Here is an 11,241-nt window from a genome sequence, read left to right on the forward strand (position 1 = left end):
TGCGCATCAATCAACCTGGTTACCTTATTTTCTCGAAGCTTACTGCTTGTCAGGCTTATGTTAACGGGACAGCAGTGGTTCGAAGATTATAAACGCTAACGCTGCCCGGAATCGAATTATGCCAGGCGCCTGCATGAATGCCTGTGCGTTCAGTTTTCCACTACTACCTGATAGCGTGCCGGAGTATAAGCCGGGCCGGTTGTTCCTGTTGCGGGCTCACTGCTTCAAGCGATAACCCGACCTGAACATCCACCAGACGGTGGTCAGGCACGCCAGCAGGAAGACCATCACCATGGCCAGGCTCAGCCAGACACTGACGTCGGCGATGTTGAAGAAGCTCCAGCGAAAGCCGCTAATCAGGTAAATCACCGGGTTAAACAGCGTCACGGTCTGCCAGGCAGGAGGCAGCATATCTACGGAGTAGAAGCTGCCGCCGAGAAATACGAGCGGGGTAATTACCAGCAAGGGGATGAGCTGCAGCTTTTCAAAGTCGTCTGCCCACAGGCCGATAATGAAACCGAACAGACTGAACGACACGCAGGTCAGCACCAGGAAGATGAGCATCCACACAGGATGGGCAATCTCGAGGGTGACAAAGAAACCCGCTGTCGCGAGGATGATCAGGCCAATGATAAACGACTTGGTGGCGGCGGCGCCGACATAGCCGATCAGTATTTCGATGAAGGAGACGGGCGCCGACATCAACTCGTAGATGCTGCCGGTAAACTTGGGAAAGAAAATACCGAACGAGGCATTCGAGATGCTCTGGGTCAGGAGTGCGAGCATGATCAGCCCGGGGACAATAAACGCGCCGTAGGAGACGCCGCCGACCTCCTCGATCCGTGAACCGATGGCGGAACCAAATACAACAAAATACAGTATGGTGGAGATCACCGGTGAGGCAAAACTCTGCAGCAGGGTGTTCCAGGAACGGAGCATTTCATGCTTGTAGATTACTTTGACGGCGTGCAGGTTCATGATTTGGTCGTGACCAGGTCAATAAAAATGTCTTCCAGCGAACTCTTCGAGGTATCAACGTCTTTCACTAGCAAGCCTGCCTCACTGATGGCGGAGAATAAGCCCGGAATGCCGCTATGAATATTCAACGGGTCATAGGTGTAGATGAGTTGCCGGCCATCGGCGGAGAGCTCCAGCATCCAGGCCTGTAAGGCGGGAGGGATGCTGTCGATGGGGTCCTCTAGCTCCATAATCAGCTGCCGCGTGCCGAGCTTGTGCATGAGTGCCCGCTTGTCATCCACCAGCAACAGTTCACCGTTATTGATCACGCCGACACGATCGGCGATGGCCTCGGCCTCCTCGATATAATGGGTCGTGAGGATGATGGTCACGCCGGACTGGCGCAGACGCGACACCAGTGCCCACATGTCCTTGCGCAATTCAACGTCGACGCCGGCCGTGGGTTCGTCGAGAAACAGGATAGACGGTTCATGTGACAGCGCCTTGCCGATCAACACGCGTCGTTTCATGCCACCGGACAGCGTCCGCAGATGGCTGTCTCTCTTTTCCCACAACGACAACTCCTTGAGCAGTTGCTCGAGATAGGTCGGGTCGGGCTTTTTGCCAAACAGGCCTCGACTGAAGGACAGCGTATTCCAGACAGTATCGAAGGCGCCAAGCGTGAGTTCCTGCGGAACGAGGCCGATCATGGCCCGCGTGATACGATAATCCTTGATGATATCGTGGTCAGCGACGCGCACGGTACCGGAACTGGCGTTGACGATCCCGCAAATGATCGAGATCAAGGTGGTCTTGCCGGCACCATTCGGCCCGAGCAGCGCGAGGATCTCGCCCGGCGCAATGTCGAGGCTCACACCCTTAAGGGCGTGATAACCGTTCGCGTAGGTCTTGGACAGATTGGATATAGAGACAATGGGTTGCATAATTAATTCTACAACAAAAGAATACAGTGCTCGGTGCCAGTGTCAACAAATAGAAAAAACCGTACTCCCATTCAGTGTTACGTTAATATAAACAGTCCGGAATATTCGTGGCGCAGCGCGCGGGCACTAATAGTGGGTATTTTTCAACCAGGTTTGGACAGATGATATTTGACTTTGAGGAGCTGGACTATCAGCAAACACCACTGGGGGAAATCAGTCTCCGGCGCCGGGCAGAGCCACGACTCGACGGAAAAATCGTTTACGAGGTCAAACTGGGCGAGGAGTTTCTCATGTCCAGCCTGTTTACCGCTGCCGAGATTGCGCTGGCCCGGCTCGGCCTGGCGGCGCTTGAGGGTGACGACTGGGATGTCGTGGTCGGCGGCCTGGGGCTCGGCTATACCGCGGCGGCGGCCCTGGAAAATCCCTTGCTCGGATCGTTGACGGTGATTGATGTGATGGCGCCCGTTATCGACTGGCACCGTCGCGGCCTGGTGCCACTGGGCGAGACGCTGGTCGCCGACCCGCGTTGCCGGCTGGTGGAGGCCGACTTCTTTGCGGTGGCGGCAGGCAACCGTGGTTTCGAGTCTGCCGTGCCGGTGCCGCTAGTGCATGCGGTGTTACTGGATATCGATCACACCCCCGGCCATTGGCTCAATCCAGGTAACAGCACTTTTTATAGTGAGCGGGGCCTGGCTGACATGGCGGCCAAGCTGCATGCCGGTGGTGTCTTCGGGCTGTGGTCTGACGACCCGCCGGATGCAACGTTCATACAGTTGCTTGAACGCACATTTACCACTGCCGAGGCCCATGTTGTGGATTTTGCCAATCCGTATACGGGCGGGGAATCAACCAACACGGTCTACCTGGCACAGAAGCACGGGAAACGGCAGTAGCGGCAGCCTTTATTGCCGGTCGCCTGAAAGGTGATGGCTTGCGGGATAACCGGTCAAGGCCAGATACCCCTTTCGAGGGTGACTTTCGCCATACGTTCGATAGCGACGACCAGCGCCGCGGTGCGCAGATCCGGCGCGGGCGGCTGGTTGTCGTTGTTTTCCGCATCGGCGCTGTCTGCAGGGCGGGTACCTACAGTAAGCAGGTGTTGCCAGCGATCAAACACGGTATCGACAGCGCGTGTCATTTTGATTTTCAGCTTGCGGTTAATCTCCTCGAGTTCCCAGCTTTCATGCTCAATGTTCTGTACCCATTCAAAATGACTGACCGTCACGCCGCCGGCATTCGCGAGAATATCCGGCAGCACGAGCACACCATTGCTAAAGAGGATGTCATCGGCGTCGGCTGTGATTGGCCCATTGGCACCTTCAACTATAAGCCTGGCGCGTATGCGCGCGGCATTTTCCTTGTGTATCTGGTTACTCAGCGCCGCGGGGATCAGGATTTCACAGTCCAGTTCCAATAGGTCCTGATTGGTGATGGTGAGCGTTTCCGGCAAGCCAACGACGGTCTCGTGTTCGTCCTTGTAGGTCTGTACGGCATCTGGGTCGAGGCCATTTTCATCATGGATACCGCCCTGGGTATCGCTTATGGCGACGATGATCGCGCCTTCTTCCTGGAACAAGCGCGCCGCGGCTGCACCGACATTGCCAAAGCCCTGAATCGCAACCCTTGCCCCCTTGATATCCCGGAGTCCGGTGACGCCTCCGCGCTCCAGCAGGCGCTGGGTGGCATACAGGCAGCCGCGGGCGGTAGCATCACAACGGCCTTCCGAACCGCCCAGGTCAAGGGGCTTGCCTGTTACTACGGCGAGATTGTCCTTTCCCTGGTGAAGGATGTCATAGGTATCATAGATCCAGGCCATGGTCTGGGCATTCGTATACAGATCGGGGGCGGGCACATCCGTATGCGGACCAATATTGTCGCCGAGTTCGCTGACATAGCGGCGGATGATACGGCGCAGATCAGTTTCAGTCAAGGTCTTGGGATCGCAGGCCACGCCCCCCTTGGCGCCGCCAAAGGGTACGTCGATGAGTGCGCACTTCCAGGTCATGAGTGCCGCGAGGGCGCGCATCTCATCGGCGTTCACATCGGGATGGAAACGAATCCCGCCTTTCCCCGGGCCGAGTACGCGGTTGTGGACGACGCGGTAACCATGGAAGGTGACGACCGAGCCATCTTCCAGCTCGATGGGGAAACAAATGCTGATGCTGCGCTTGGGGGAATTGAGAAAATCAACAAGGCCGTGCTTTATGCCGTTTAGATACTGGCTGGCACGCTCGAAACGCTGCCGCGCCATGTAGACAGGATTGCTTTTGTCTGATTCTTCGAGGGGGACGGATGGTGTTTCGGTTTGATCCTCGCGCATTGTTCACTCCCGATTATTATTCGTTCATGGCGCTAGTCTATACCGTTACCGGTTAGTTGGGAATGAGGTGACCCGGGATGCATCATTGCCAGGATTAACGCCGGACCGTCGCTAGCCACATACAGGCAACCCTGCCCTGTGGCAGCATTTAGCTTGATGAGGTCATTGGCGGGATGAAGGACTGGAAGGAACGGTAAAACAAATGCGGCGAGCGGCACGTCCGTGTGCCATACAGATATTATTTCTAGCCTTCCATTTCGAGATCCGCCTTGACGGCATCAATACCGGCCTGGGCACATTTTTCATCGGTGACCCCGGAAGGCGCGCCACTGACACCAACGCCACCGAGAATGGTGCCGCCAATGTTGATGGGCAGACCGCCGGCGCTTATGACCAGGCCGTCGATCTTGGGTACTGCATAGGCACCCTTGAAGCTGCCTTCCATTTGCGAGAGCGGACTGTTAAAGGCCATTGCCGTATGCGCCTTCTGCTTGCTGATCGGCAAGGTGATATCCATCGCCAGCACGTCACGCATAACAACCTGCGGATGACCACCGCGGTCAACCACGGTGACAGCGATTTGCACACCCTCTTTGCGACACGCCTTGATGGCGGCGTCGGCAATGCGGTTAGCCGTCTCCAGGCTCAGGCGCTTGATGTTGATGGTCATGGGGTCTTCGGCGTGCAGGGTCGGCGCGAAGGCTACGGCAATGGCGAGCACAGGGAAGAGAAATAGTTTATACATATGCAATGTTCTCCGCAAAAAAGTGTAGAAAAAGGTTCTGCAAAATAAGGTGTAGCAACGAGTATAGAGAGCAAGGTGAGATAATAAAAGCCGTGTGTATACGTAAGATATGATTTCCATTTTGGTGATGTGGTTATAAGAAAATTGACCTGTACCGGTTACCACAGACAGACGAACCGGCCTAGGGGTTAAACCTGATAGAGGTCGGCAAGGACTAGCATTAAACTGATGATTAATTATCAGACAACAAATTGCGTTAATGCATGGAATTCCTTCAGACCGAGTTTGCGTCAAATAGCCTGCAGACATGGCTGATCGCCGTTGCCATTGTACTGGTTATACTGCTGCTGACGGGCGGTTTCTATGTGGCGGGGATAAAATACCTGACGCACCTTGCCGATCGTAATAAGAATACGCTGTGGGCGGTGCTGCTGGCCGTGGTCAGGCGTACAAGTTGGCTGTTCCTGCTTATCCTGGCCCTGTTTATTGCCAGCGCGGCGGTCGAGATCCCGGATAAAACACGGCTCACGTTGAGCGTTATCGTCATTATGGCCCTGCTCATCCAGGCAGCGGTATGGGCCTCGGCCACCCTGCAGGTAATAATCGAGAAATATCGGCAGCGTAAGCTGGCCAGCGACCCCGCCAGTGTCACGACGCTGAACATCCTCAATTTTGCCAGTAAAATCGTTATATGGTCTATCGCCTTACTGCTGATACTGGATAACCTGGGCGTCAATGTTACGGCACTGGTTGCGGGCCTGGGTATCGGCGGTATCGCCGTGGCGCTGGCGTTACAGAACATACTTGGTGATTTATTCGCGTCGCTGTCAATCGTTCTCGATAAGCCCTTTGTGGTAGGTGACTTCCTGATCATGGGCGACTTCCTTGGTTCGGTGGAATATATCGGCATGAAGACCACGCGCCTGCGCAGTCTCTCCGGGGAACAACTGATCTTTTCCAACCTGGATTTGCTGAACAGCCGCATTCGTAACTACGGGCGCATGTACGAACGCCGGGTGGTGTTTAATCTCGGTGTCACTTATCAGACACCGCGCGACAAGCTGATCACAATCCCGCATATCGTCCGTGAGGCGGTTGAGAAGATGGAGAAAACACGCTTTGACCGCTCACATTTCAAGGAATACGGCAATTTCGCACTGGCCTTCGAGTCGGTCTACTATGTGCTGGGGCCGGACTATAATGAATACATGGATATCCAGCAGGCCATCAATCTGCGCATCCACGAACGCTTCGAGCAGGAAGGTATCGTTTTCGCCTACCCAACACAGACGCTTTATGTACAGCAGCCATAGAGTGAGGTCTGTCCCTTCGCCCGCCACAAGGCCTGATGTCCCAACGCCACTGGACGCCGAAACACCCCCGGTAGCCGGGTAGTTAGACAGGCCCGAGCCGTTATCTTTTGAGTGTTTTTCTGTTAAAGGTAAAAAAATGTTACCGGTAGCGACGGGTTTTGGCCGTGGCAGCGTTATATATTCCGAGGGTCGGTAAGCACGACCTGACCGAATAGTCTTTAGAGGATGGAATGATGAAAAAACAAATGCTTACAGGCGCGGCTTTACTCGTATTCGCTGTCTCCTCCACGCCATTGATGGCGTCTGATGGACACGGCGATGGTAAGGGTGGTCGTTTCATGAAATTTTTCGATACAAATAATGACGGCAGCGTCGATATGACAGAGTTCAATACCGCTGCAGCAGAACGTTTCAAGCGCATGGATGCCGATGACAGTGGCATCATAAGCAAGGATGAGTTGCGTGACTACATGCGTAGCCGTAAAGACGAGCACAAGCAGAAACGCTTTGCGCGGATGGATACGAATGGTGACGGCACGGTAGGGCGCGATGAATACCTGGCCCACAGACAGGCCCGGGCCGAGCGACATTTTATGCGCATGGACAAGGATGCCGATGGCAGTGTGAGCAAGGGGGAATTTGCGAGCAGTCAAAAGCGTAAGCATCACAAGCAACGTATGTTCAAGCGTTTTGATGCAAATGGCGATGGCCAGATAAGCCGGAACGAAAGCCTGGCCGCATGGTCAAACTGGTTCAAACGTATTGATACAAATAATGACCAGGTCGTATCCGAAGATGAAATCAAGGCATACCGTAACCATTTGCACGGCAAGAAAGTCAGCGCCAGATAAGCCGCATAGGCGGATGATGACAAAACAGCCGGCGTCGGTAGTTCAACATCGCCCGTGGTCTGAGATTGAAGACCACGGGCTGTTGCAACGTATTGCCGGTGCCAACAAGCAGGCATTCACGGAGTTAGCACGGCGTCATATGCCGGTTATGCTGGGTTTTGCGCGGCGCTATGTGAGCAGTAGTGATGCCGAAGACGTAGTACAGGAGTCTCTGACACGGGTCTGGATCAAAGCGGGACAGTGGCAGGATCGGGGCGTGTCTCCGCGTAGTTGGATAATGCGGATCGTATACAATCTGTGCATGGATAAACTGCGTAGCGAGCGTTGGGATACGGAACCGGCAACGGATGAGTTGAAGTGTTCGGCAGCAACGCCTGAAAGGGCTTACGAGCACGACTGTCGCCAGCACCAGCTCACCCGGGCTCTGCAGGCACTACCGGAACGTCAGCGCAGTGCTATTTTTCTCACGGTTTACCACACCATGAGTAACCGGGAAACCGCCGCAGTGCTAAAGGTGAGCATAGAGGCGCTTGAGTCACTACTTAGCCGGGGACGAAAACGCTTAAAGGAAATTGTCAAACAGCAAGGTGAATCATGATGACCACCAGTACACAACAGTCTGTCAGTATCGAGCGAGTCGAGACATTGATCGAGGCCTATGGCAGTAATACCCGGTGCTGGCCAGAAGAGGAGCGTGATGCAGCGATGACCCTGTTGGCAGAAACACCGGCCCTGCAGCAGCGTTATAAGGAAGCACAACAGCTTGATACGGTCTTGTTGGCCGGGCAGTTGGAAGAGCAGCCAGACGATGCACTCCTTGCGCGGATTGTTGATAAGCTGCCGCCTCAGCAGGTAGCCGGCGTTACTGTGAAGCAACAGGAGCGGTGGCAGTGGTGGCCGACATCGATCGCGGCGGGTTTTGCCGTGATGGCGATCGTGTTTATGGTGATGAATGCCCCACAACAGGGAATAGAGAACGAGCAGCTCGCCTTGCAGGAAATGGACTACTGGTTATGGGAGGAAGTAACCGACCAGGCGAGTGTTGATAGCAGTGAAGAGTTACCTGCAGACTTTATGAGTATGTTGTAAGAATCCAGTCTGCGTCTCATGGTGGCGGGTTAGAGTCCCTGTCCAGCCGGCTCACTGACAAGATGCATTTTCGCACTCCTGCCAGCCTGCGCCACCCTTTAAGCGTGGAACGCACGCAGGACAGGCGACAACAGGCTGGTAGTCATTGGTAGTTTATTTCCAGAACTGCCACCATCTACGCCTGGTTTTTTCTTCTTTGGTGCCTTCACCTTCCATCATCTCTCCCTTGCCGGGTGCAGGTGCGGCCTGTTTTCGCTCTGCTTCCATTTCGGCGCGTTCGCGCTTTTGATCCGCTTCCATTTCCATACGTTCACGTTTTTGTTGTGCCTCGACACGTTCACGTTTTTGGTCCGCCTCCATTTCGACACGTTCGCGTTTTTGATCTGCTTCCATTTCGATACGTTCGCGGGACTGCTCATTAACGCTTCCCCGTTCGCCCTGATGTTGTTGTGCCGTTACCGTGGCGCTGGCAATCAACAGGCTTACAAGCAACAATGTAAGTGAAATTAGCATTGATAATTGAAATTCGTTTTTCATGCTGTTCCTCCAGGTAAATCAGGTTAAGCGGTACGCAATATGACCGCGTGAAGAGTAATGCTCACGCCGCATGGCGAAATTGCAAACACCCCATGCAAAACGAAAGCTGATCGTGTTGCCCGTATCCGGGACTGGCCAGTGCATTAAAGCCTGCAAGGACTGGCAGTTTAGGTGATCAACGAAATGCAAAATAATCGTACTACTACTAGCCAGTGCTTTATCCAGTGGCGACTACGCCAGGGAGCCGCTGCATCGGTTTCCAGCGTCATGGCAACAGCCCCGGGTAGGCAGGCCATTTAGTGAAGAAAACGATGCTGACAATCGAAAATAATTGCTGGTATTTTTTCGGGTAATTAAGACAATCGCTGGCTGGACAAGGTGTTTACGAGGATATACACATGCACCACCCTGCTGATATGTACGATGAAGAGAACGACTATGCCGAGGAGGGTTTTTCTATCGAGAACCCCATGCGAAACAAGGCCAGGCAAAAGAAACAGAAAAGAACGCGCCGTAAGCTGGAGGACCGCCTGGAAGCAAAGCGGTTACGAAAGTTACTGGACGATTTCCCGGACTACTGAACTAAAACAGGTATAACCATACGGTCTTCTCCCCGGCCATGTCCGGGGGCATAATAATTTAGAGGTATTTCCCAGGTATGCTTCATCCGGACACTGAATTACGCACTATAAATCCACGAATTGGTTGCGGTATTTTTGCCACGGCTGATATTCCCAGGGGCACCATAGTGTATGCCAAAGATGCAATGGAGATCATCGTATTTGAAGAGGATATGCTATATCGGGATAAAAAATACCGGGAGCATATCAAAAAGTATTCCTATACCGAGGCCGACGGCAGCAAGGTACTGAGTTGGGACCTGGCCAAATATGTTAATCATGCCTGCGATAGTAATACCCTGAGTACCGGCTATGGTTTCGAGATCGCTGTTCGGGACATTGTCAAGGGAGAACAAATCACCGATGACTATGGCATGCTGAATATTGAATGCATGATGAGCTGCGAATGTGGCAGCCTGTTTTGCAGAAAAAATATCGGGGTGAACGATTTTGCCACCTCTGTGGATAACTGGGATCGAAGGGTGCAGGCAGCCATCGATTGCCTACCTGATGTAGCACAACCCTTGCTCGGGTATCTCAATGGTGAAACTCGTAGTTTACTGGAAGGGTATCTGGTCGGAAGTCATGACTATCGATCGGTAAGCGAACTTGAGCGACGCATATCACAGAATATTGCCTGATTCCGGCGCTTTTATCCTCTCTGTAAGAACTGCCTGTAAACAGAAAAAATTCTGAAAATTACAGACGACCATTTAACCTTCCGGAAATTATTACCAACAACGATCCCGGGTCATGCTGCAAAGAAGAGGGTGTTTCGGCTGCCGGGGTGCCAGATATTGATGTATTTTATAAGCTGGATTAACATATAACAAATAGAAAATTAAAAACAACTCAGAATTGAGAGTCAGTGAGGGGGAGGTTATGAAAACAGAAAATTTTCTGCTAATACTGTGCTGTGTGGTTTTTTTGCCTGGCTGCGCGATTCAGGCACATAAATATGAAATCGCAGCGGAGAATATCCAGATCCTGAAAAGAAGCGGTAAATCAGCTATCCGGGTCGGCGAATTTTCTTCGGCCAGTCCGAAAATCAATGCATTGACCATACGTGGCTCTACCTTCGAGTCGCCTTATAATGGATCCTACGAGGAATATCTGAAGACAGCCATAACGGAAGACCTGAAACAGGCCTCTCACTATGCGGCGGATAGTAATATCGAGGTATCAGGGGTGCTGCTCAAGAATGAGTTCGATGCATCGGGTGTCAATATAGGGACGGCAAGCATCTCGGCGCGGGTGATAGTCAATAATGCAGGTACGGAAAAATACAATAAGGTCGTCACTAATAACCATGAGTGGGAGTCATACTTCGCCGCGTTCTCTGCTGTCCCTGCTGCGCAGATTGGCTATGTTGATACCGTTAGGAATTTCCTGAAGAAACTCTATTCTGACGAGGATTTCATCAAGGCGTGCAAGTAATACAAACAATACGGAGCTAACATGAAAAATATACCAAGAATTCTTGCCGTTATTCCACTGCTGACACTATTGGGTTGTGCACACCCGATTGTTATATCACCGCGGATTGAAGAGTTGCCCCAGGAAAACAGCGTCAGGATAGACAAGGTTGTGGGTTATTACATCTCAGCTACCGATATGGCTGCAAACATAGAGACGCCGGGCGGTGGTGGTGACAGGATATCCTATCATCCATACAAGGATATCGAGGCGGCACTTAACAAGGTTTTATCCAATGTCTACAAGGATGTATACAAGCTGAAATCAAAAAATGACGCGGGTGAGCTGGCCACTAATGGCATTACTTATGTCGGCTCTTCACCAAATCAAGTGGGTAGGTTACCGTAGAAGCCATGAGAGACAAAGAATTATACGCGCAGATATTAGGG

General features: G+C 52.8%; 14 protein-coding genes. 9 read left to right on the plus strand and 5 right to left on the minus strand.

Going from position 1 to position 11,241, the window contains the following annotated elements; genetic code table 11:
- Positions 1–216 precede the first annotated feature (216 nt).
- Entirely contained in the window at positions 217–978 is a 762-nt protein-coding gene (locus RQ738_RS11935; protein WP_314165457.1) for an ABC transporter permease, read from the minus strand.
- On the minus strand, positions 975–1,901 hold the full coding sequence (locus tag RQ738_RS11940; protein ID WP_314165458.1) for an ABC transporter ATP-binding protein: 927 nt from the start codon (positions 1,899–1,901) through the stop codon (positions 975–977). Before RQ738_RS11940 ends, RQ738_RS11935 begins: the two co-directional genes overlap by 4 nt.
- 161 nt (positions 1,902–2,062) lie before the next feature.
- On the opposite strand from RQ738_RS11940, the gene RQ738_RS11945 reads away from it, so the two are divergent.
- Positions 2,063–2,794, plus strand: a complete 732-nt coding sequence (locus tag RQ738_RS11945) for a hypothetical protein (protein WP_314165459.1) — start codon at positions 2,063–2,065, stop codon at positions 2,792–2,794.
- 53 nt (positions 2,795–2,847) lie between these two features.
- Here the strand turns inward: RQ738_RS11945 and RQ738_RS11950 are convergent, their stop codons facing one another.
- Positions 2,848–4,221 carry a Glu/Leu/Phe/Val dehydrogenase gene (locus RQ738_RS11950; protein ID WP_314165461.1) on the minus strand — a complete coding sequence of 458 codons (1,374 nt, stop codon included), beginning with the start codon at positions 4,219–4,221 and terminating at the stop codon, positions 2,848–2,850.
- A gap of 244 nt (positions 4,222–4,465) precedes the next feature.
- Positions 4,466–4,966 (minus strand): heme-binding protein, encoded by a 501-nt coding sequence (locus tag RQ738_RS11955; RefSeq protein WP_314165462.1) that lies wholly within the window; start codon positions 4,964–4,966, stop codon positions 4,466–4,468.
- Between the two features lie 263 nt (positions 4,967–5,229).
- On the opposite strand from RQ738_RS11955, the gene RQ738_RS11960 reads away from it, so the two are divergent.
- The 4 genes from RQ738_RS11960 (at position 5,230) to RQ738_RS11975 (ending at position 8,219) form a co-directional block, all read left to right on the plus strand.
- Positions 5,230–6,279: a mechanosensitive ion channel family protein gene (locus RQ738_RS11960; RefSeq protein ID WP_314165463.1), complete on the plus strand. Its 1,050-nt coding sequence runs from the start codon at positions 5,230–5,232 to the stop codon at positions 6,277–6,279.
- A gap of 233 nt (positions 6,280–6,512) precedes the next feature.
- The gene (locus tag RQ738_RS11965; RefSeq protein WP_314165464.1) at positions 6,513–7,130 is read left to right on the plus strand and encodes an EF-hand domain-containing protein; all 618 of its coding nucleotides are present in this window, start codon (positions 6,513–6,515) and stop codon (positions 7,128–7,130) included.
- A gap of 13 nt (positions 7,131–7,143) precedes the next feature.
- On the plus strand, positions 7,144–7,728 hold the full coding sequence (locus RQ738_RS11970) for a sigma-70 family RNA polymerase sigma factor (RefSeq protein ID WP_314165465.1): 585 nt from the start codon (positions 7,144–7,146) through the stop codon (positions 7,726–7,728).
- Positions 7,728–8,219: a hypothetical protein gene (locus RQ738_RS11975; RefSeq protein ID WP_314165466.1), complete on the plus strand. Its 492-nt coding sequence runs from the start codon at positions 7,728–7,730 to the stop codon at positions 8,217–8,219. Before RQ738_RS11970 ends, RQ738_RS11975 begins: the two co-directional genes overlap by 1 nt.
- 153 nt (positions 8,220–8,372) lie before the next feature.
- Here the strand turns inward: RQ738_RS11975 and RQ738_RS11980 are convergent, their stop codons facing one another.
- Complete coding sequence (locus tag RQ738_RS11980; RefSeq protein WP_314165468.1) at positions 8,373–8,756, minus strand: hypothetical protein; 384 nt, start codon at positions 8,754–8,756, stop codon at positions 8,373–8,375.
- Between the two features lie 398 nt (positions 8,757–9,154).
- Between RQ738_RS11980 and RQ738_RS11985 the strand changes: the two genes are divergently transcribed.
- The 4 genes from RQ738_RS11985 to RQ738_RS12000 all read left to right on the plus strand — a co-directional run bounded on the left by RQ738_RS11985 (position 9,155) and on the right by RQ738_RS12000 (position 11,200).
- A complete protein-coding gene (locus tag RQ738_RS11985; RefSeq protein ID WP_314165469.1) occupies positions 9,155–9,337 on the plus strand; it encodes a PA3496 family putative envelope integrity protein in 183 nt (60 codons plus the stop codon).
- Between the two features lie 77 nt (positions 9,338–9,414).
- Complete coding sequence (locus RQ738_RS11990; protein ID WP_314165470.1) at positions 9,415–10,017, plus strand: SET domain-containing protein; 603 nt, start codon at positions 9,415–9,417, stop codon at positions 10,015–10,017.
- 241 nt (positions 10,018–10,258) lie between these two features.
- On the plus strand, positions 10,259–10,813 hold the full coding sequence (locus tag RQ738_RS11995) for a hypothetical protein (RefSeq protein ID WP_314165471.1): 555 nt from the start codon (positions 10,259–10,261) through the stop codon (positions 10,811–10,813).
- 21 nt (positions 10,814–10,834) lie between these two features.
- Positions 10,835–11,200 carry a hypothetical protein gene (locus RQ738_RS12000; RefSeq protein ID WP_314165472.1) on the plus strand — a complete coding sequence of 122 codons (366 nt, stop codon included), beginning with the start codon at positions 10,835–10,837 and terminating at the stop codon, positions 11,198–11,200.
- Positions 11,201–11,241 lie beyond the last annotated feature (41 nt).

The sequence above is a fragment of the Sulfuriflexus sp. genome (genome assembly GCF_032250955.1).
In the GTDB taxonomy this organism is placed as follows: domain Bacteria; phylum Pseudomonadota; class Gammaproteobacteria; order AKS1; family AKS1; genus Sulfuriflexus.

Bases quoted from the DNA above. Each gene is read 5' to 3' on its own strand.
- RQ738_RS11945 (WP_314165459.1), top strand. From the start codon at position 2,063: ATGATATTTGACTTTGAGGAGCTGGACTATCAGCAAACACCACTGGGG.
- RQ738_RS11995 (WP_314165471.1), top strand. From the start codon at position 10,259: ATGAAAACAGAAAATTTTCTGCTAATACTGTGCTGTGTGGTTTTTTTG.
- RQ738_RS12000 (WP_314165472.1), top strand. From the start codon at position 10,835: ATGAAAAATATACCAAGAATTCTTGCCGTTATTCCACTGCTGACACTA.
- RQ738_RS11970 (WP_314165465.1), top strand. From the start codon at position 7,144: ATGATGACAAAACAGCCGGCGTCGGTAGTTCAACATCGCCCGTGGTCT.
- RQ738_RS11940 (WP_314165458.1), bottom strand. From the start codon at position 1,901: ATGCAACCCATTGTCTCTATATCCAATCTGTCCAAGACCTACGCGAAC.
- RQ738_RS11965 (WP_314165464.1), top strand. From the start codon at position 6,513: ATGAAAAAACAAATGCTTACAGGCGCGGCTTTACTCGTATTCGCTGTC.
- RQ738_RS11990 (WP_314165470.1), top strand. From the start codon at position 9,415: ATGCTTCATCCGGACACTGAATTACGCACTATAAATCCACGAATTGGT.
- RQ738_RS11980 (WP_314165468.1), bottom strand. From the start codon at position 8,756: ATGAAAAACGAATTTCAATTATCAATGCTAATTTCACTTACATTGTTG.
- RQ738_RS11985 (WP_314165469.1), top strand. From the start codon at position 9,155: ATGCACCACCCTGCTGATATGTACGATGAAGAGAACGACTATGCCGAG.
- RQ738_RS11955 (WP_314165462.1), bottom strand. From the start codon at position 4,966: ATGTATAAACTATTTCTCTTCCCTGTGCTCGCCATTGCCGTAGCCTTC.
- RQ738_RS11935 (WP_314165457.1), bottom strand. From the start codon at position 978: ATGAACCTGCACGCCGTCAAAGTAATCTACAAGCATGAAATGCTCCGT.
- RQ738_RS11950 (WP_314165461.1), bottom strand. From the start codon at position 4,221: ATGCGCGAGGATCAAACCGAAACACCATCCGTCCCCCTCGAAGAATCA.
- RQ738_RS11960 (WP_314165463.1), top strand. From the start codon at position 5,230: ATGGAATTCCTTCAGACCGAGTTTGCGTCAAATAGCCTGCAGACATGG.
- RQ738_RS11975 (WP_314165466.1), top strand. From the start codon at position 7,728: ATGACCACCAGTACACAACAGTCTGTCAGTATCGAGCGAGTCGAGACA.